This is a genomic window from Pseudomonas sp. CK-NBRI-02, from assembly GCF_008124495.1.
In the GTDB taxonomy this organism is placed as follows: Bacteria; Pseudomonadota; Gammaproteobacteria; order Pseudomonadales; family Pseudomonadaceae; genus Aquipseudomonas; species Aquipseudomonas guariconensis.
Genome location: NZ_VSJH01000002.1, coordinates 200,823 through 219,450, shown reverse-complemented (window position 1 = coordinate 219,450; position 18,628 = coordinate 200,823). Strand labels below are relative to the sequence as shown.

Below are 18,628 nucleotides of genomic sequence, written 5' to 3'. Positions count from 1 at the left end.
CAGATTAGAACGCTATGTCATTGATAGTGCTATTGCTTCTGCCGTTCGTGGGCAGTTGCCTGGCAGCCGTGCTGCCGCACAACGCACGCAACGCAGAGTCCATTCTCGCCGGGCTCGTCGCCCTGGCGGGCACCATCCAGGTAGCATTGCTGTACCCGCAGATTGCCCATGGCGGCGTCATCCGCGAGGAGTTCCTCTGGTTGCCCAGCCTCGGGCTGAACCTGGTCCTGCGCATGGACGGCTTCGCCTGGCTGTTCTCCCTGCTGGTGCTCGGCATCGGTACGCTGGTGTCGCTGTATGCGCGCTACTACATGTCGCCCCAGGACCCTGTGCCCCGCTTCTTTGCCTTTTTCTTGGCGTTCATGGGCGCCATGCTCGGCCTGGTGATTTCCGGCAATCTCATTCAGCTGGTGTTCTTCTGGGAGTTGACCAGCCTGTTCTCCTTCCTGCTGATCGGCTACTGGCACCACCGCAGTGATGCTCGCCGGGGCGCCTACATGGCGCTCATGGTCACAGGTGCCGGCGGTTTGTGCATGTTGGTCGGGGTGCTGCTGCTCGGCCATGTGGTCGGCAGCTACGACCTGGACAAGGTCTTGGCTGCCGGCGACCTGATTCGCCAACATGCGCTGTATCCCGTCCTGCTTCCCTTGATCCTGATCGGAGCGCTGAGCAAGAGCGCCCAATTCCCCTTCCAGTTCTGGCTGCCCCATGCGATGGCAGCGCCAACCCCCGTCTCTGCGTACCTGCACTCGGCCACTATGGTCAAGGCGGGAGTGTTCCTGCTCGCCCGGCTGTGGCCGGTGCTTTCGGGCAGCGAGGAATGGTTCTGGATCGTCGGCGGTGCAGGTGCCATGACCCTGCTGCTCGGCGCCTTCTGCGCCATGTTCCAGAACGACCTCAAGGGCCTGCTGGCGTATTCCACCATCAGCCACCTGGGCTTGATCACCCTCCTGCTGGGCCTGAACAGCCCGCTGGCCGCCGTGGCCGCGGTGTTCCATATCCTCAACCATGCCACCTTCAAGGCCTCGCTGTTCATGGCCGCCGGCATCATCGACCATGAAAGCGGTACGCGTGACATTCGTCGGCTGAACGGGCTGTTCCGCCTGATTCCGTTCACCGCCACCTTGGCCATGGTGGCCAGCGCCTCGATGGCCGGCGTTCCGCTGATGAACGGTTTCCTGTCGAAGGAGATGTTCTTCGCCGAGACCGTGTTCATCAGCTCCACCGCCTGGGTCGAGGCCACATTGCCGGTGATCGCCACCCTGGCGGGCACTTTCAGCGTGGCATACGCGCTGCGCTTTACCGTCGACGTTTTCTTCGGCCCCACCGCCCAGGATCTGCCGCATACCCCCCACGAGCCGCCGCGCTGGATGCGCGCACCGGTCGAACTGCTGGTGCTGACGTGCCTGGTGGTGGGCATTTTCCCCGCTCAGTCGGTCGGCCCGTTGCTGGCCGCAGCCGCGTTGCCGGTGGTCGGCGGGACCTTGCCTGAATACAGCCTGGCCATCTGGCACGGCTGGAACGCCCCGCTGATCATGAGCCTGATCGCCATGTGCGGCGGTGTGGTGCTCTACCTGCTGTTGCGCGAGCAACTGCGTCGAGGCCGCTTCCCACACCCACCGCTGATCGAACGCTTCAACGGCAAGCGCCTGTTCGAGCGTGGCCTGGTGCGCCTGATGCTGCTGGCCCGCCGCCTTGAAGGGCTGCTGACCACCCGCCGCTTGCAGAAGCAACTGTTCATGCTGGCATTGGCGGCCTTCCTCGCCGGGCTCCTGCCGATGCTAGACAGCGGCCTGAGCTGGGGTGATCGACCGAAAATCCCCGGGTCGGGCGTGTTCGTCGCGCTCTGGCTGATCGCGATCGCCTGTGCCATCGGCGCCGCTTGGCAGGCAAAGTACCACCGCCTGGCGGCACTGATCATGGTCAGTGTCTGCGGCCTGATGACCTGCATCACCTTCGTCTGGTTCTCCGCGCCTGACTTGGCGCTGACCCAACTGGTGGTCGAAGTGGTGACCACCGTGCTCATCCTGCTCGGCCTACGCTGGCTGCCACGACGTATCGAAGGCGTCTCGGCGCTAGGTGCTACTCAGGAGCGTGCGCGCCTTCGCCGCCTGCGCGATCTGCTGCTGGCCGTATTGGTCGGCGGTGGCATGGCCTTGCTGTCCTACGCCATGCTGACCCGTCCTACGCCCAACGACATTTCTTCGTTCTACCTCAGCCGAGCCCTGCCTCAAGGCGGCGGTACCAACGTGGTCAACGTGATGCTCGTGGATTTTCGCGGCTTCGATACCCTCGGCGAAATTACCGTCCTGGTGGCCGTGGCCCTCACCGTATTTGCCCTGCTGCGGCGCTTCCGCCCACCGAAGGAAAGCATGCAATTGCCGGCCCAGCAGCGCTCGCTGGCCCCAGATGTGGTCACTGATTTGATCAACCCGCGCCATGCCACCGACACCGCCCTAGGTTTCATGATGGTGCCGGCCGCGCTGGTTCGCCTGCTGTTGCCGATCGCATTGGTGGTGTCGATGTACCTGTTCATGCGTGGCCACAACCAGCCAGGCGGAGGATTCGTCGCTGGCCTGGTGATGTCGGTGGCGTTCATCCTCCAGTACATGGTCGCCGGTACCCAGTGGGTCGAGGCCCAGATGAGCCTGCGACCGCTGCGCTGGATGGGCACGGGCCTGCTGTGCGCCACCCTGACCGGCGCCGGAGCCATGCTCCTGGGCTATCCGTTCCTGACCACCCACACCGCCCATCTGCACTTGCCTGTGCTGGGTGACGTGCACGTGGCCAGCGCGTTGTTCTTCGACATCGGTGTCTACACCGTCGTGGTCGGCTCCACGCTGTTGATCCTCACTGCCCTGGCGCACCAGTCGGTACGCGCCTATCGACCGGGCACGCCCACTAAATCCAGCCAAGCAGGAGCCGCCTGATGGAAGAAGTCATTGCCGTGGCCATTGGCGTGCTGGCCGCCTCCGGGGTCTGGCTGATCCTGCGCCCACGTACCTACCAGGTCATCATGGGCCTGTGCCTGCTGTCCTATGGTGTCAATCTGTTCATCTTCAGCATGGGTAGCCTGTTCATCGGCAAGGAGCCGATCATCAAGGAAGGCGTGACACAGGATCTGCTGCACTACACCGATCCTCTGCCTCAGGCGCTTGTGCTCACCGCGATCGTCATCAGCTTTGCCATGACCGCACTGTTCCTGGTGGTGCTGCTGGCTTCGCGCGGCCTGACCGGCACCGACCACGTCGACGGCCGGGAGCGTGAAGAATGAGCCTGATGAACCAACTGATCATCGCCCCCATCCTGCTGCCGCTGGTCACAGCCGCCTTGATGCTGTTGCTGGGCGAAAAGCGTCGTCCGCTCAAGGGGCGCCTGAACCTGTTGTCCACGCTGATTGGCCTGGGCATCGCCATCACCTTGCTCACTTGGGTACGCGGCCAGGGTCAGGCCGAATCGATCGGCGTCTACCTGCCCGGCAACTGGCCCGCACCGTTCGGCATCGTCTTGGTGGTGGATCACCTGTCCGCGCTGCTGTTGACGCTCACCGGCATCATCGGCGTCAGCGCCCTGCTCTTCGCCAGGGCCCGCTGGGATGGCGCGGGCGCCAGCTTCCACGCCCTGTTCCAGATCCAACTCATGGGCTTGTATGGCGCCTTCCTGACAGCGGACCTGTTCAACCTGTTCGTATTCTTCGAGGTGCTGCTGGCCGCCTCCTACGGCTTGCTGTTGCATGGTTCGGGACGGGCTCGGGTCAAAGCTGGCCTGCATTACATCGCCATCAACCTGTTCGCTTCCTCGCTGTTCCTGGTGGGCGCAGCGATGCTCTATGGCGTGACCGGTACCCTTAACATGGCCGACCTGGCGCTGAAGATCCCGCTGGTGCCGGAGGCTGATCGCGGCTTGCTGCACGCCGGCGCGGCGATCCTGGCCATGGCCTTCCTGGTCAAGGCCGGTATCTGGCCGCTGAATTTCTGGCTGGTGCCGGCCTATGCCTCGGCCAGTGCACCGGTCGCGGCACTGTTCGCCATCATGACCAAGGTTGGCCTGTATGCGGTGCTGCGCCTGTGGACCCTGCTGTTCTCCAGCCAGGCCGGCGCTTCGGCGCACTTCGGCGGCCAATGGCTGGTCTATGGCGGCCTGGCCACTTTGGCGGTGGCGGCACTGTCCATCCTCGCCGCCCAGCGCCTGGAGCGCCTGGCCGGCCTGAGCATCCTGGTCTCCGCCGGCACCCTCTTGGGGGCCATCGGTTTCGGCCAGCCGATCCTCACCGGCAGTGCATTGTTCTACCTGGTGAGCTCGACCCTGGCCCTGTGCGCACTGTTCCTGCTCGCCGAGCTGGTGGAGCGCTCGCGCTCGGCCAACGAGGCGCCGCTGGATGAAGAGGACGATGCGATTCCTTCGCCACTGGAGTCGCTGCACCCACCCAAAGGCATCAATCTGGACGACGAACAAAAGGCGGTGATCGGCCAGATCATTCCTTGGACCATGGCATTCCTGGGGCTGAGCTTCATCGCCTGCGCCTTGCTGATCATCGGCATGCCACCGCTGTCGGGCTTCATTGGCAAACTGAGCCTGATCAGCGCGTTGTTCAATCCCCAAGGTTTGGGTGTGCCGGCCGATCAGCCGCTGTCCGCCTCCGCCTGGTGCCTGGTGGCGCTGTTGATCCTGTCGGGCATGGCCTCGCTGATCGCCTTTGGCCGTGTGGGTATCCAGCGTTTCTGGAAGCCAGAGGAGCGTCCTTCTCCCCTGCTGCGCCGCTATGAATGCCTGCCCATCGTCATCCTGCTAGGTCTGTGCATCCTGCTCAGCGTCCAGGCCGAACCCTTGCTGCGCTACACCCAGGACACCGCCGCCAGCCTGCAAACGCCCGATACTTATATCCAGGCGGTGATGGCGACGCGTCCGGTCCCTGGCCCGACCACCGCCGACATACAGGTGCAGCCATGAGCCGATTGATTCCCGCCCCACTGCTGTCACTGTCGCTGTTTGCCCTGTGGCTGCTGCTCAACCTGTCAATCAGCCCCGGCAACCTGTTGCTCGGCGCTGCCCTGGGTATCCTTGCGCCCCTGCTGATGGCCCCGCTGCGTCCCCAGCACGCCCATGTCCGGCGGCCGTGGGCGGTGGTGCGGCTGATCTGTCGTGTCGGCCTGGATGTCATCCATTCCAACCTGCTGGTGGCCCGCGGTGTGCTGTGCGCCGGCCATCGCCCGCCGCGCTCGGCATTCGTCCATATTCCCCTGGCGCTGCGCGATGCCCATGGTCTGGCGGCGTTGTCGATGATCACGACGGTGGTACCAGGCACGGTCTGGTCGGAGCTGGCGCTGGACCGCAGCGTCTTGCTGCTGCATGTGTTCGATCTGGAGGACGAAGCGGCTTTCATCGAGCACTTCAAGCACACTTACGAGCGCCCGCTGATGGAGATTTTCGAATGACCGGCCTGCTTGCCAACGCCGTCCTCGCCAGCCTGTTCATCTTTGCCATCGCCATGGCATTGGCACTGGTCAGGCTGTTCCGTGGTCCCTCCGCTCAAGACCGGGTCCTGGCCCTGGACTACCTCTATATCCTAGGCATGCTGATGATGTTGGTCCTGGGTATCCGCTATGCCAGCGACACTTATTTCGAAGGCGCCTTGCTGATCGCGCTGTTCGGCTTCGTCGGGTCCTTCGCCTTGGCTAAATTCCTTCTGCGTGGCGAGGTGATCGAATGAACGAAGCCTTCGATATACCGCTCTGGCTGGAGCTGGTCACCGCCTTACTGCTCTTGGCGGGCAGTCTGTTCGCCCTGATCGGCGCTGTGGGAATGTTGCGATTGAAAGATTATTTCCAGCGCATGCACCCACCGGCCCTGGCCTCGACCTTGGGCGCCTGGTGCGTGTGCCTGGCCTCGATCCTGTATTTCTCCTGGCTCAAGCAAGGCCCGGTATTGCACGCCTGGCTGATACCGGTGCTGCTGTCGATCACCGTACCTGTGACCACGCTGTTGCTGGCCAGGGCGGCGCTGTTCCGCAAGCGCACAGCGGGAGAGGCTGTACCAGAAGAAGTCAGCAGTGGGCGGGACGGCGGAAACTGACGCCCGCATCAAAACCTCGGGGGTGGCCTCACCCCTGCGACAGGCGTTGCAGCTCCCGGCGCACCATGGCGGCGAATTCAGGCGGGCTGAGTTGGTACAGCTGGCCTGCAACCCAGGCCAGCCAGGCATTGCCCAGTGCCTCGCGCTGCGCCAGCAGCCGCTCAGCCTGCTCGACGGCCTGCGCCTGATACTCTCGATGAAATTGCGCCCTGCCCGTGGGTGCTTTGTCGCTCATTCGCTGGCCTTGAACGTGGTCAGCTCGCCCTTTCGCCATTTGGCGACCTTGCCGGTCACGGCCTTGAGCAACTTGCCGAGGCCTTCCTGCACTTGTTGCTGCGCCGCGAACACCAGCATCACGCCATGGCCTTCACGAAAGACGATACCTTCACCTTCCGGCACCGAAACGAAGGCATAGTCACCAACGCCATAGACGTTCAGCTTGATTTCCCGAAAGCGCAGCTCCAGCTTACCGCCCTCGCGGCTGGGCAATACTGCCGCACGGAAGTGGTCGCCCACTTTCAATTCAAGGTGCTGCTTGTTGTCGACCACCAGAGCGTCATCGGTATCGATTTCGGCCATGTAAAGGCCATCGGGGCTCTGCTCGGTGACATAAACGAAACGCCCGTGAAACAGCTTGGCCAACTTGGCCCGCAAATCGCCCAGGGCGAACAACGCGTGGGTATCCAGTGTACTGACTGCCAATGAAGAATTCCTCGAACCGGTTACAGGCGCCCCAACCGAAGCCGGGGCGCAGACATATCAAGTCGATGTCATGAAAGACTAATGAAGCGATGCACGAAACGTCTGTGCAGGCATGCGATGCGGCAGGCAGGAATCGTTACTCTAGCTTGCCAGCCAAGACCCCAAGACGGCTTTTCGGCAGTTTCTTCAATAGGAAACGTAATGTTCTGACAACAAATTTGCAGGAAAAGATGCAATAGATAATGTCAGGCCCTTTGCAGTACAGGCCCGGTATCCATCAGCGCATTACAGGGGAAAGAATATGCACGAAAACACCGAAATCCGTCGAGAGTCCAAGCGCATTTCTTGCCTTAGCAGAAGCGACCCCCGGTTTATCGTCATTCCCGCCGGCATCGATTTCTTTCATATTGCCGAACGCACCACCGGCCGCATCAAGGGTTTTCGGCGTCGCCATCAGGACGCCTGCGACCTGGCACGCCGGCTTGAACAATAACGCCTGGCCACTGCTCAGGCGGCTTTGCCCTTTTCCAACTGTGCCAACCATGCCGCCTGGCATTCGACTGCCTCTTTGCGACTGCCAAAGGCCGTACCGCGGCGCTCGCCGTTGACCAACACCACCCAGCAGACACGCCGGCCCATGGCCTGCAGTGTCGCAGGTACACCTGAACCAATCATGACAGCGACATCGACTCGGCTATTCATCATCCCCTCCGGAACTTAATTAGCAACCTAACGATATCGCCATCATACGCCCGCCCGGCAAGCGGAAAAAGCGCGCACCAGCACAGCTGTATTGCATCTACGGCAACAAATGCGCCCAGCAGACGAAAACGCAAAAGGCCCCATGAATCGCTTCATGGGGCCTCTGCTGGACATGACGATCAGATCTGGCGCTGATGGCGGTCGAGCTGTTCGTGACGTTCCTGGGCTTCGATGCAGTATTTGGTGGTTGGGCTGATCAGCAGACGCTGCAGGCCGATAGGCTCACCGCTGTCGTCGCACCAGCCGAAGCTTTCGTCAGCGATGCGGCCCAGAGCCATTTCCAGCTGCGGCAGCAGGCGCTGGTCACGCTCGATGGCGTTGACCAGCCAGTGGCGCTCTTCTTCCACCGAGGCCACGTCGGCCGGATCCGAAGGCGTGTCCAGGCTTTCGATGGTGGCGCGGCTCAGCTCGATGCGCTCGTGGGTTTCGACTTTCATCGCTTGCAGCAGGCCAGTGAAGAAAGCCAACTGTTCGGCATTCATGTAGTCATCGGCCGACATAGCCAGCAACTGTTCCTTGGTCATCGATTTCTCTATGAAAATATAGGCATTTTGGGCGATTCGGGTGTCGCCAACGACAGTTCGTGGGCAACGAAATTCTTAAAGCGCCAACCGGCTCTGTTTTACAGGGGGCGGCAGTCTAAGGCGGCGGGCCGTGTGGGGCAACACCATTGATCCGTGAATTTACCCGAAATGCCCCTTGTTGCGACCAGCACCACGGCATCAGCTCGTCGGTTTTACGCTGCAAAAGGCAAAGCCAGGCGAGGCGCATGCACAACGTGGTAGCGGGCTACCGACCTCGGCGTCACGAAGGCGGCTTTGCTAATGGACCGTTCATATTCGGAGCTGTCCATGAGCAACCCTTCCCAACGCCCCGCAAGCCCAAGCCTGGAATGCCAGGTGGCGATCCGCTTCAGCACTCGCCCGAGCCTGTTCGACATCGCTGACCAGGTGCTTGCCGAACAATGGCTGACACGCCGCCTGCCGTCCAGTGCGGACCCTCGTGAGCTGTTTCTGGTCAGTCTCGGCCCGGCGTCGGCGCCACCTTTTATCCGCCCGTTGAGCCATGTGCTCGTCGAGCGTTATTGCCTGCGCCGTACGCTGAATCTGACGCCTCACGAAGATTACGTCACCTCCGTACCAGAACATGCGCCCCAGAAGGCATTGTCACTGGATCTTGACCCTCTGGCACTCATGATCAATGAATGCGGCCCGTTCATGCTGGAAGCCTATCAGCAAGCCCTGATCAGCTTCTGGAGCGATACCGATGACAAGGGACAGACGCCCTGGCAGTGGTACAGCGATTACCTGCAGCAACAGTTCACCCAGGCCGTTCTGGACAGCAAACGTGACACGACACTGCCTGAGCAGGCCCTGACGACGGCGCAATGGGTGCAGGCGCATCCTGACCCACGCACACACGCCAGCCTGGAGCCCTTCCAGATTCAGGTCAACAATCTGCGCATGGACTTCATGAACAACTGGCAGCTGGATCCGGAGCTCTCCAGTGCGCTATTGATCGAACACGGTGGCGCCCCAGCCGAGAAGAACACGACATTGCTCTTCACCCCTACCGGGAAATTGACGTCCTTCCCTTCACGCCAAGCGCTGCTGGCCCACACCGCCAGGCCCTGGCCATCGTTGCCCGGTGTATCCGGGCCAGACGTACACCTGATTGTTCCGACCTTGCCCTATTTTCAAAGCCAGGCACTCGGGGTGCTGTGCCAGCAGTTACATGGATCGCATCTGACAGCCTGGCCAGAAGACGATCTGGTCCGCGCGACCGATCTGTCGACCGCCCTGGACCGCCTGACATCGATGTTCGGCCTGTGCAGCCCGGCCGAGGCCACCCTGCACGAGCGCCTGGCAGGCCATTTGCCCGTCTGGCTGAAGGAAGCTTCCCCGAAAAAACTGTTGCGCTACAGCACGCTGCTGACCCAGATCGCCCAAGGCTATCATGACGCCCAGTACACCTCCTGGCTCGATGGCGTGCCCGATGCCCAGACATTCGCCACGCAGCAACTTCTGGCGCGCATTCAGAAGGATCACCCCGAGGCCAACCTGGACCTCTCGACGCTCAGAGTCGTCAATGCCCAAACCACCGTAGCCGCACTGCCGGTCCAGGAAACCATCGCCACGGACAATGCGCCACACACCGAAACCTTCACCCTGCCTCAACTGGCAATCAGCAACCTGGGGCTGTTACGCCCAGGCAAGGTCACGGTCCAGGCACTCGACGGCAAGCCGGTGCCGGACTGGTTCGATGAATCCTACTTGCGCAACCTCATCACCAAGGTGGATGTCGCACAGCACTACCCGGCCATGCTGCTTTCCACGCTGCTCGATGATCCGATGCAACGGTCTCGTCGGGAATCGTTGCTCAGACGGCAGTTGCACACACAACTCCCCGCCCTTGCCTTGGAACTGAACCTGCGAGGCAAACCAATAGGCTTCGACGTCATCAAGGATATCGGAGACGTATTTGGCGAGGCCCCGCAACGCAGTACTGCCTGGCAAATGCGCCCACTCGGATTGCTTAGAAGCCTGGATGCCAGCCCCGACCATCCGCTCAACACCTGGCTGATCGAAGCACAAACCGCCACCTCACAGCCCTGTCTGCTCTACCGCCCGCTGCACAGCGAGCCCTTGTTAGCTTTCGAGGACAGACAGGCGCTGCTTGACGCAATCGCCGCCCCCGGTCCACTACAAGATGACCTGCTCGAGCGTTTGCCCGAACAGGCCCGCAAGGTCTATGCCCATGGGGGCTTTCTCGAACCGCACCTGTTCCATCCCCTGGAAGATGACTGGGCCGTCCCGTTCGGCGCCCCCGCCCCGGTCACCCTGGCGCAGGAGCCAGCACTGACCGACCCGGCCCACGCCATCTACCACGGGTGCATCGATGAAACCATCAGCCAATTCCAAGCCCATGCCCAGACCAGCGCCCAGGCCCGTTGGGAGCGCTGGAAATCCCTGGGCTGGCTGCTGCTCAATACTGCACTGCCCTTCGCAGCCGAACCGTTGGCCGCACCGATCTGGACCATCCAGCTGGAAACCGCCTTCCTCGAACTGGTGGGCGAGCACCAATACCAGAGCGCGGGCGAACGCATCGCCTCCCTCGTGGAGTTTCTCGTCAATCTGGCGCTGCTTCTACTCAACCATGCTTTCAAGCGTATCGAGGTGGTGCGTGAAGCCGCTTCGCGCGGTTCTCAAGCCGACTCTGCCACAGCCTTGCTACCGGCCCTGCCGACCTTGACAGTGTCGCCACGTGAGCAAGTCCTCGACTTTTCCTGGGCGAACCCCAAACGCACGCTCGACCCGCTACAGCGAAAGACTCTAGAAGGACTCTGCGCGGATATCCCCTTGGCCCGGTTGGGCAAGCCCATCCCCAGCGGCCCCTTGAAGGAGCTGTTTCTCTATAAAGACAGAAGCTGGGTTGTGATCGACGACAAGGTCTACCAGGTCGAGTTCGACGCCAATCAGCAATGCCCGCGCATCGTCAACAGCAAAGACGAACTCATCAAAGGCCCTTGGCTGCGACGCGATGAAGCCGGTCGCTGGCAACTGGATCTGGGCCTGCGCCTGCGCGCTGGCATGCCCCTGCACCGCCGGGTCGAACAGTTGCGCAACGCCAACCAACAAGAGTTGGCAGCGCTGCAGGCTCAGATCCAGCAGGACGTGACCTACCAGAAAAGCCAACGAGAATACCTCGACAAGGTGGCACGGCTCGCCCACCGCCACGCACCCGACAGCATCCTGCGCAACTATCTGGCAAAGCTCGAGGACTTCACCACGTTCTGGCAAGAACACTTGAAACGCATCCATCAATTCAACGGCCTCAAGCCGCTGCACGAATACAAGATCAAACGCGCCTACGCCCTGTACCAGCAATTGCACTATGCAAAGAAAGTCGATGAAACCCTGACTTGGTTGCACGCGCCCATCCGGGAGCAAATCGATGAAATGATCAAGCGTCATCACGGGGGCTACGAGCTTACCGAGGCCGACAAACGTAGCCTGGGCCAACGCATCGAGACCTTGCTGCCACTGCTGAACAAGTTGCTGGACAACAGCCAGCACCTGGTCGATAGCATGGAGCAACTTCAGCGCCTTGCCAGCCGTTCGCAACCGAAGATCGTCGAGTATCGCGACGCGGCCGCGATCGATTGGGAGTTGGTCAAGTCGCCACTGGCGTGGCGCTGGTCGCGCATCGAGGCTTGCGTCAACCGCTTGTCGCTGCTCGAAGCACTCGACGACGACAGTGAGTATTGGCTGCAGCGCTGTGGCGAAAGCCTTGATCTGGCGTTCGCCCAGCGCCAGCAACTGCTTACCCTCGGGCAACCTAATGACGATGTGATCAGTCGGTTGGCCGTCAGCATCGACCGCCACTTCAAGACGGCTCGTCGTCAGCTGGGCAACCTCAAGACACACTTGGACCAGGACACAGCCCGACAGACCCTTGCCCGCCTCCAGGAAGACATCGACAGCGCTGCCCAGGAGCTGCAACCCACGCTCGACGAGTACGCGGCAACGCTCCCCCGCACCACCGTCAACCAGCTGCGCAAACAAGTGCCAGGCCTGATCGAAACCCAGGAAGGCGATGTGCTACTGGGCAATGTCCGTCCAGATGACGACACTGTCGTCGATATCCCCATTGCCTCGCACAATGCCGGTGCTCGCAGCTACAAACTGGAGAACGATCGGTGGGTGCAGTTGGCGACGAAAACACCTGCCAAACCCACAGCCGTGCGCAAGCTCAAACACGTACTCAAGGACAGCCAAGCGCGCCTACAGAGCGCACGCAAAGAACTGCAACGCCTGGAAGGCGGCACCTTCAGCCAGTACCTGCCCATTGAGATCGAAGAGCTGCTGCACCACCAGCGCGATCGCCTGCGTACCTTGCGCGAAGCGATCGAACAGCACCTGACGGCCGACAACCAGACAGACGAGGTCAGTGGCAACCGCGATGCCGCGGGGACGATCAAGGAACTGGAAGACCTGGACGCCCTGCTCACCCGCAAAGCGATCGAGCTGCGCACCAACGCGGCGCTGGAGCAAAAACCGCGCATGGCCGAGCTGCGTTTTCTGATTGACCAGGGAGTAGTGACCGTCCGCAGGGAGAACCCGCGCAAGCTGCTCGCCCGGGTCAAGGGCAGACCCGCGGACTACCTGGACGACTACGGGGTCTACAAGGGCGAATCATTGCTGTGGGTCGCGCACTTTCACTACCGTACGCTCGAGGCCGACCAGCGTGCCTTCGTCGCTGGCCACCTCAAGCCGGCAGCGCAGCGATACGCCCAAGGCGCGCAGGTCAATCGGCCGGACACGGGCCAGACCGAAGACGTCTACCGCAGCCCAATTTCCCTGGCCGACGCACAGCAGTACTTCTTCAACATCTGAAACGACCGGGGCGCCCTCAGGCGCCCCGACTGCTCTCAACGATCCTTGAATTGCGCCTCGCGCTTGGCGATGAAGGCGGCCATGCCTTCTTTCTGGTCCTCGGTGGCGAACGCTGCATGGAACACCCGGCGCTCGAAGCGCACCCCTTCGCTGAGGGTGACTTCGAAGGCGCGGTTGACGCTTTCCTTGACCATCATGCTCACCGGGATGGATTTGCTGGCGATGGTCGCGGCGACCTTCAGGGCCTCCTCGAGCAATTCAGCCTGCGGCACCACGCGGGCCACCAGGCCAGCGCGCTCGGCCTCTTCGGCGCCCATCAGGCGACCGGTCAGGCACAGTTCCATGGCCTTGGCCTTGCCCACCGCACGGGTCAGGCGCTGGGTACCGCCCATGCCAGGCAGCACGCCGAGGTTGATCTCAGGCTGGCCGAACTTGGCGTTGTCGGCGGCCAGGATGAAGTCGCACATCATCGCCAGCTCACAACCACCGCCCAAGGCAAAGCCGGACACAGCCGCGATGATCGGCTTGCGGCGGTTGGCGATACGGTCGGCGTCGCTGAACAGGTCTTCGACGTAGATCTGCGGATACTTGAGCTCGGCCATTTCCTTGATGTCAGCACCCGCGGCGAAGGCCTTGGCCGAGCCGGTGAGCACCACGCAGCCAATGTTCGGGTCACGCTCGAGCTGGTCCAAAGCCTGGTTGATCTCGCCGACGATCTGCGCGTTCAGGGCATTGAGCGCCTGGGGCCGGTTGAGGGTGATCAGGCCGACCTTGCCATGGATGTCCAACAGGATGGTTTCGAATGCCATGCAGACTGCTCCTTCAAAGATTGCGCGCAATGACCATGCGCTGAATGTCGCTGGTGCCTTCGTAGATCTGGCAGACCCGAACGTCGCGGTAGATCCGCTCCAGCGGGAAGTCGCTCAGATAGCCATAACCGCCGAGCGTCTGCAAGGCATCCGAACAGACCTTTTCTGCCATTTCCGAGGCGAAAAGCTTCGCCATGGAGGCTTCGACCAGCGCCGGACGGCCTGCGTCGCGCAGTGCCGCGGCATGCAGCACCATCTGCCGGGCCACGGCGATGCGCGTGGCCATATCGGCCAGGCGGAAGGCCACGGCCTGATGCTCGATCAGTGGCTTGCCGAAGCTCTGGCGCTCATTGGCGTAGTCGCGCGCCACTTCGAATGCCGCCCTGGCCATACCCACGGCCTGGGAGGCAATGCCGATGCGCCCGCCCTCAAGGTTGGCCAGGGCAATCTTGTAACCCTCGCCCTCTTCGCCCAGGCGATTGGCCACCGGCACACGCACCTCGTCGAACACGATCTGGCAAGTGTCGGAAGCGTGCTGACCCAGCTTGTCTTCGACCCGCGCCACCTGGTAACCCGGCGAATCGGTGGGCACGATGAACGCACTGATGCCACGCTTACCGGCCTCAGCGTCGGTCACGGCGAAGACAATCACCACCCCGGCGTTCTGTCCGGAGGTGATGAACTGTTTGCTGCCGCTGAGCACATAGTGGTCGCCGTCGCGGCGTGCGCGGGTTTTCAGGCTGCTGGCGTCGGAGCCGGCCTGGGGTTCGGTCAGGGCGAACGCGCCGAGCATTTGGCCGCTGGCCAGCGGCGTCAGGAACTGCGCTTTTTGCTGCTCGTTGCCAAAGCGCAGGATCGGCACGCAGCCGACCGAGTTGTGCACGCTCATGATGGTCGAACAGGCACCATCGCCCGCGGCGATTTCTTCCAGTGCCATGGCATAGGCCACATACCCGGTGTCGCTACCACCCCATTGCTCCGGCACCAGCATGCCGAACAGGCCCAGCTCAGCCATCTCGGCGATGGCCTCGCGAGGGAAGCGGTGCTCCTTGTCCCACTGCTCGGCAAAAGGTTTCAGGCGCTCCTGCGCGAATGCACGGACGGCGTCGGCGATCTGTTGTTGCTCGTCAGTTACCAGCATGGTTCACCTCAATACAGGCACTCGACGGCCATGGCCGTAGCCTCGCCACCGCCGATGCAGATGGCCGCCACGCCGCGGCGCAGATTGTTCTGGCGCAAGGCCGATAGCAAGGTCACCAGGATGCGTGCGCCGGAGGCACCGATCGGATGGCCCAGCGCGCAGGCGCCGCCATGGATATTGACCTTCTCGTGCGGCAGATCCAGGTGTTTCATGGCCGCCAAGGTGACCACCGCGAAGGCTTCGTTGATCTCGAACAGGTCCACCTCGGCCAGGTTCCAGCCAGTGCGCTTGATCAATTTGTCGATGGCGCCAATGGGTGCGGTGGGGAACAACGCCGGGGTGTCGGCGAAGGCCGCGTGGCCATGGATCACCGCCAGCGGCTTGAGCCCGCGCTTTTGCGCCTCGGAGCGGCGCATCAACACCAGCGCGGCAGCGCCATCGGAAATCGAGCTGGAGTTGGCGGCCGTCACGGTGCCGCCGTCGCGGAAGGCCGGGCGCAGTTGCGGGATCTTGTCCAGGCGAGCCTTCGGTGGCTGCTCGTCGTCGCTGACCAGGCGCTTCTCTTTGCCCTCGGTGACCTCCACCGGCACGATCTCTGCGGCGAAGCGGCCGTTCTTGATAGCGTCCTGAGCGCGGGTCAACGAGGCGATGGCGAACTGGTCCTGAGCCTCGCGGCTGAACCCATTGGCCTGGGCGCAATCCTCGGCGAAGGTGCCCATCAGACGGCCCTTGTCGTAGGCGTCTTCCAGACCGTCCATGAACATGTGGTCGATGATCTTGCCATGGCCCATGCGGTAGCCGCCGCGGGCTTTGTCCAGCAGGTATGGCGCATTGGTCATGCTTTCCATGCCGCCGGCCACCACCACATCGGCGCTGCCGGCCAGCAGCAGGTCATGGGCCATGATTGCCGCCTGCATGCCCGAGCCGCACATCTTGTTCAGGGTGGTACAGGTGGTGTGCTTGTTCAGCCCCGCGCCAAGCGCAGCCTGGCGTGCCGGTGCCTGGCCGAGGCCTGCCGGCAGGACACAACCGAACAGCACCTGCTCGACGCTGTCGCCCTGGATACCGGCACGCTCGACGGCGGCACGGATGGCGGCAGCGCCCAGCTGCGGCGCACTCAGGCTCTTGAGGTCGCCCTGCAGACCGCCCATGGGCGTGCGCACGGCGCTGACGATGACGATCGGGTCGTTGGCGAGTGTCATGTGCGGATCTCCTTACTTGGCAGCCATGCGCAAGGCACCGTCGAGGCGGATCACCTCGCCGTTGAGCATGCTGTTCTCGATGATATGGCGGGCCAGGGCTGCGTATTCCTGCGGGCGCCCAAGGCGCGGCGGGAACGGCACGCCAGCGGCCAGGGAGTCGCGGACCTCCTGGGTCATGCCGGCCATCATGGGCGTCTCGAAGATGCCTGGGGCAATGGTCATCACGCGGATACCGAAACGCGCCAGCTCACGGGCCGTCGGCAAGGTCAGGCTGGCGATGGCGCCTTTGGAAGCGGCATAGGCGGCCTGGCCGATCTGCCCGTCGTAGGCGGCGATCGAGGCGGTATTGATGATCACCCCGCGCTCGCCGCCTTCGTCCGCCGCCCCTTCGGCCATGGCCGCCGCCGCCAGGCGCAGCAGGTTGAAACTGCCGATCAGGTTGACGTTGATCACCTTGGCGAAGCTGGCCAGGCCATGGGGGCCATGTTTGCCTAGGACCTTCTCGGCGCCGACGATGCCGGCGCAATTGACCAGCCCGTGCAGGCTGCCGAAGGCGCTGACCGCAGCATCGACGGCCGCTTTGGCCGCCTGCTCGTCGCTGATGTCGGCGACGGCGAGGCGGGCCTGCTCGCCCAGCTCACGGGCCTTGGCCTCGACCGCTTCGGCATTGAGGTCGACCAGCATGACCTTGGCACCGGCGGCGACCAGCATCTGCGCGGTGGCAGCACCGAGCCCGGAAGCTGCGCCACTGACGATGAAATGCTTGTTGGCTATCTGCATGATGTACTTCCTCAGGCGCTGGCGTGTGAAGCCTGCGCGGCTTGTTGTAGGGCAATTTCCTGATTACGCAGGATGAAGCGTTGCAGCTTGCCGCTCGGCGTCTTGGGCAGCTCGCTGACGAATTCGATTTCCCTCGGGTAGGCATGGGCGTACAGACGCTGACGCACATGCTGGCGCAGGGCTTCCTCCAGTTCGGCGTTGCCTTCGAACCCCTTGGCCAGCACCACGAATGCCTTGATCAGTTCGGTGCGTTCCGGATCGGGTTTGCCGATCACCGCAGCCTCGATCACCGCTGGATGTTCGATCAGCGCACTCTCCACGTCGAACGGCCCGACCCGGTAGCCTGAGGTGGTGATCACATCGTCACTGCGACCGACAAAGCTGATGCTGCCATCGGCATTGAGCTCGACGGTGTCACCGCTCAGGTAGTACTTGCCGACGAAGGCCTTGGTCGGCAACCCGTGGTAGCCCCCGAACCAGCATAGCGGCGACTGTTCGCGATCGACGGCGAGGATGCCGGGCTGTCCGGACGGCAACTCGTTGCCCTGCTCGTTCAGCACCACGATGCGGTGGCCGGGGATGGCGAAACCGGCCGAGCCTGGGTGGACGGTATGCTTGAGCGCGTGGTGGTTGCACAGCACCATGCCGAGCTCGGTCTGGCCGTAATGGTCGTGGATGGTCACGCCCAGCTCGTCCGCGAACCAGCGAATGACCTCCGGGTTCAGCGGCTCGCCGGCACTGCTGACCACCCGCAGGCGACCTTTGATCGGTGCCGAGAAATCGCTGCCGGCGGCTATCAGCAGCCGATAAGCAGTCGGTGAGCCGGCCAGGTTGGTGATGCCGTGCTTGTCGATCATCCGTGCGCAGCTCTCGACGCTGAACGGGCCGTCGTAGAAGGTGGTGGCGTGCCCCAAGGCCAACGGGCCGGTGACGGCGTAGTAAAGACCATAGGCCCAGCCCGGGTCCGCCAGGTTCCAGAAGTTGTCGTCCGGGCGCAGATCGATGGCATCGCGCATGTAGCCCTGGAAGGCGACGATGGCCCGCAACGGCACCTCCAGTGGCTTGGCCGGCCCGGTGGTGCCGGAGGTGAACATCAGCAGGAAGGGGTCGTCCCCAGTACGCCACACAGGCTCGCATTCGTTGGGGGCAGCGTTGAGCTCGGTATGAAAATCCAGCTCACCGGCCGCCGCGCCCACCGTGATGATAGTCGGGCAATCCGCGACATCGTTGAGCTTGGGCCGGTTGTTGCGCTCGGTGACCACCACACGGGCGTGGGACTGCTCCAGGCGATGCTCGATCGCCTTGGGACCGAAGGCGGTGAATAGCGGCTGGTAGACCGCCCCCAGACGCCAGGTGGCGAGAATGCTCACCAACAACTCAGGGGTGCGTGGCATCAGGCCGGCGACCCGGTCACCGGCGCCGACGCCTTGAGCCTTCAACACATTGGCAAAGCGCTTGGCCAGGGCCTGCAGTTGGTCGAAGCTGTAGACCGCGCCATTACCGTCGCGATCCTCCCAGATCAACGCAGGCCGATCGCTGCCCACATGGCGGTCGCAGCATTCGACACAGGCATTCAGGGCCTGCAGGTTGCCCTGCAACGCAGCCTGGACAGCCTGGGTGTAATCGAACGCACGGGCGGCTTCGGCGTAGTCACGCATCGTCAGACTCCTGGTTATTGTTGTTGGAGTGGACCCTTTGTCTGACGATGTTCGCGCCGGTCACCCAGGCCGGCAATGGCCAAAGCTGTCAATCTGGATGACCGGT

General features: G+C 62.7%; 17 protein-coding genes. 7 read left to right on the top strand and 10 right to left on the bottom strand.

The window, feature by feature from the left end; all coding sequences use genetic code 11:
• Nucleotides 1–14: 14 nt before the first annotated feature.
• The 6 genes from DQ397_RS02510 to DQ397_RS02485 are packed head-to-tail and all read left to right on the top strand — an operon-like array spanning nt 15 to nt 6,072.
• Nucleotides 15–2,930: a monovalent cation/H+ antiporter subunit A gene (locus DQ397_RS02510; RefSeq protein ID WP_043213883.1), complete on the top strand. Its 2,916-nt coding sequence runs from the start codon at nt 15–17 to the stop codon at nt 2,928–2,930.
• Nucleotides 2,930–3,274 carry a Na+/H+ antiporter subunit C gene (locus tag DQ397_RS02505; RefSeq protein WP_043213881.1) on the top strand — a complete coding sequence of 115 codons (345 nt, stop codon included), beginning with the start codon at nt 2,930–2,932 and terminating at the stop codon, nt 3,272–3,274. Before DQ397_RS02510 ends, DQ397_RS02505 begins: the two co-directional genes overlap by 1 nt.
• A complete protein-coding gene (locus DQ397_RS02500; RefSeq protein ID WP_043213880.1) occupies nt 3,271–4,950 on the top strand; it encodes a monovalent cation/H+ antiporter subunit D in 1,680 nt (559 codons plus the stop codon). Before DQ397_RS02505 ends, DQ397_RS02500 begins: the two co-directional genes overlap by 4 nt.
• On the top strand, nt 4,947–5,435 hold the full coding sequence (locus DQ397_RS02495; RefSeq protein ID WP_043213879.1) for a Na+/H+ antiporter subunit E: 489 nt from the start codon (nt 4,947–4,949) through the stop codon (nt 5,433–5,435). The genes DQ397_RS02500 and DQ397_RS02495 overlap by 4 nt, the downstream gene beginning before the upstream one ends.
• Nucleotides 5,432–5,710 (top strand): K+/H+ antiporter subunit F, encoded by a 279-nt coding sequence (locus DQ397_RS02490; RefSeq protein ID WP_043213878.1) that lies wholly within the window; start codon nt 5,432–5,434, stop codon nt 5,708–5,710. The genes DQ397_RS02495 and DQ397_RS02490 overlap by 4 nt, the downstream gene beginning before the upstream one ends.
• Nucleotides 5,707–6,072 carry a Na+/H+ antiporter subunit G gene (locus DQ397_RS02485; RefSeq protein WP_043213876.1) on the top strand — a complete coding sequence of 122 codons (366 nt, stop codon included), beginning with the start codon at nt 5,707–5,709 and terminating at the stop codon, nt 6,070–6,072. The genes DQ397_RS02490 and DQ397_RS02485 overlap by 4 nt, the downstream gene beginning before the upstream one ends.
• Nucleotides 6,073–6,100: 28 nt before the next feature.
• On the opposite strand, the gene DQ397_RS02480 is transcribed toward DQ397_RS02485, so the two are convergent.
• The 5 genes from DQ397_RS02480 to DQ397_RS02460 form a co-directional block, all read right to left on the bottom strand.
• Nucleotides 6,101–6,307, bottom strand: a complete 207-nt coding sequence (locus tag DQ397_RS02480) for a hypothetical protein (protein ID WP_043213874.1) — start codon at nt 6,305–6,307, stop codon at nt 6,101–6,103.
• Nucleotides 6,304–6,774, bottom strand: coding sequence for a hypothetical protein (locus DQ397_RS02475; RefSeq protein ID WP_043213872.1), 471 nt, complete (start codon nt 6,772–6,774; stop codon nt 6,304–6,306). The genes DQ397_RS02480 and DQ397_RS02475 overlap by 4 nt, the downstream gene beginning before the upstream one ends.
• A 277-nt stretch (nt 6,775–7,051) precedes the next feature.
• Nucleotides 7,052–7,330 carry a hypothetical protein gene (locus DQ397_RS24445; protein WP_167358110.1) on the bottom strand — a complete coding sequence of 93 codons (279 nt, stop codon included), beginning with the start codon at nt 7,328–7,330 and terminating at the stop codon, nt 7,052–7,054.
• A complete protein-coding gene (locus DQ397_RS24660; RefSeq protein WP_043213867.1) occupies nt 7,282–7,476 on the bottom strand; it encodes a hypothetical protein in 195 nt (64 codons plus the stop codon). The genes DQ397_RS24445 and DQ397_RS24660 overlap by 49 nt, the downstream gene beginning before the upstream one ends.
• Before the next feature lie 179 nt (nt 7,477–7,655).
• A complete protein-coding gene (locus DQ397_RS02460) occupies nt 7,656–8,060 on the bottom strand; it encodes a TraR/DksA C4-type zinc finger protein (protein ID WP_043213866.1) in 405 nt (134 codons plus the stop codon).
• A 327-nt stretch (nt 8,061–8,387) separates the two neighbouring features.
• On the opposite strand from DQ397_RS02460, the gene DQ397_RS02455 reads away from it, so the two are divergent.
• Nucleotides 8,388–12,932: a DUF6543 domain-containing protein gene (locus tag DQ397_RS02455; RefSeq protein ID WP_148921461.1), complete on the top strand. Its 4,545-nt coding sequence runs from the start codon at nt 8,388–8,390 to the stop codon at nt 12,930–12,932.
• A gap of 35 nt (nt 12,933–12,967) precedes the next feature.
• On the opposite strand, the gene DQ397_RS02450 is transcribed toward DQ397_RS02455, so the two are convergent.
• The 5 genes from DQ397_RS02450 to DQ397_RS02430 are packed head-to-tail and all read right to left on the bottom strand — an operon-like array spanning nt 12,968 to nt 18,522.
• Complete coding sequence (locus DQ397_RS02450; RefSeq protein WP_043213863.1) at nt 12,968–13,741, bottom strand: enoyl-CoA hydratase; 774 nt, start codon at nt 13,739–13,741, stop codon at nt 12,968–12,970.
• A gap of 13 nt (nt 13,742–13,754) precedes the next feature.
• Nucleotides 13,755–14,882, bottom strand: a complete 1,128-nt coding sequence (locus DQ397_RS02445; protein ID WP_043213860.1) for an acyl-CoA dehydrogenase — start codon at nt 14,880–14,882, stop codon at nt 13,755–13,757.
• Nucleotides 14,883–14,890: 8 nt separating this feature from the next.
• Nucleotides 14,891–16,084: an acetyl-CoA C-acyltransferase gene (locus tag DQ397_RS02440; protein WP_043213858.1), complete on the bottom strand. Its 1,194-nt coding sequence runs from the start codon at nt 16,082–16,084 to the stop codon at nt 14,891–14,893.
• Nucleotides 16,085–16,096: 12 nt separating this feature from the next.
• Nucleotides 16,097–16,864 carry an SDR family NAD(P)-dependent oxidoreductase gene (locus DQ397_RS02435; RefSeq protein WP_043213855.1) on the bottom strand — a complete coding sequence of 256 codons (768 nt, stop codon included), beginning with the start codon at nt 16,862–16,864 and terminating at the stop codon, nt 16,097–16,099.
• A gap of 11 nt (nt 16,865–16,875) precedes the next feature.
• Nucleotides 16,876–18,522, bottom strand: coding sequence for an AMP-binding protein (locus DQ397_RS02430; RefSeq protein WP_043213853.1), 1,647 nt, complete (start codon nt 18,520–18,522; stop codon nt 16,876–16,878).
• Between the last annotated feature and the right edge of the window lie 106 nt (nt 18,523–18,628).

Bases quoted from the DNA above. Each gene is read 5' to 3' on its own strand.
- DQ397_RS02505 (WP_043213881.1), top strand. From the start codon at position 2,930: ATGGAAGAAGTCATTGCCGTGGCCATTGGCGTGCTGGCCGCCTCCGGG.
- DQ397_RS02440 (WP_043213858.1), bottom strand. From the start codon at position 16,084: ATGACACTCGCCAACGACCCGATCGTCATCGTCAGCGCCGTGCGCACG.
- DQ397_RS02485 (WP_043213876.1), top strand. From the start codon at position 5,707: ATGAACGAAGCCTTCGATATACCGCTCTGGCTGGAGCTGGTCACCGCC.
- DQ397_RS02435 (WP_043213855.1), bottom strand. From the start codon at position 16,864: ATGCAGATAGCCAACAAGCATTTCATCGTCAGTGGCGCAGCTTCCGGG.
- DQ397_RS02495 (WP_043213879.1), top strand. From the start codon at position 4,947: ATGAGCCGATTGATTCCCGCCCCACTGCTGTCACTGTCGCTGTTTGCC.
- DQ397_RS02500 (WP_043213880.1), top strand. From the start codon at position 3,271: ATGAGCCTGATGAACCAACTGATCATCGCCCCCATCCTGCTGCCGCTG.
- DQ397_RS02445 (WP_043213860.1), bottom strand. From the start codon at position 14,882: ATGCTGGTAACTGACGAGCAACAACAGATCGCCGACGCCGTCCGTGCA.
- DQ397_RS02480 (WP_043213874.1), bottom strand. From the start codon at position 6,307: ATGAGCGACAAAGCACCCACGGGCAGGGCGCAATTTCATCGAGAGTAT.
- DQ397_RS24660 (WP_043213867.1), bottom strand. From the start codon at position 7,476: ATGAATAGCCGAGTCGATGTCGCTGTCATGATTGGTTCAGGTGTACCT.
- DQ397_RS02455 (WP_148921461.1), top strand. From the start codon at position 8,388: ATGAGCAACCCTTCCCAACGCCCCGCAAGCCCAAGCCTGGAATGCCAG.
- DQ397_RS02510 (WP_043213883.1), top strand. From the start codon at position 15: ATGTCATTGATAGTGCTATTGCTTCTGCCGTTCGTGGGCAGTTGCCTG.
- DQ397_RS24445 (WP_167358110.1), bottom strand. From the start codon at position 7,330: ATGCCAGGCGGCATGGTTGGCACAGTTGGAAAAGGGCAAAGCCGCCTG.
- DQ397_RS02490 (WP_043213878.1), top strand. From the start codon at position 5,432: ATGACCGGCCTGCTTGCCAACGCCGTCCTCGCCAGCCTGTTCATCTTT.
- DQ397_RS02430 (WP_043213853.1), bottom strand. From the start codon at position 18,522: ATGCGTGACTACGCCGAAGCCGCCCGTGCGTTCGATTACACCCAGGCT.
- DQ397_RS02460 (WP_043213866.1), bottom strand. From the start codon at position 8,060: ATGACCAAGGAACAGTTGCTGGCTATGTCGGCCGATGACTACATGAAT.
- DQ397_RS02450 (WP_043213863.1), bottom strand. From the start codon at position 13,741: ATGGCATTCGAAACCATCCTGTTGGACATCCATGGCAAGGTCGGCCTG.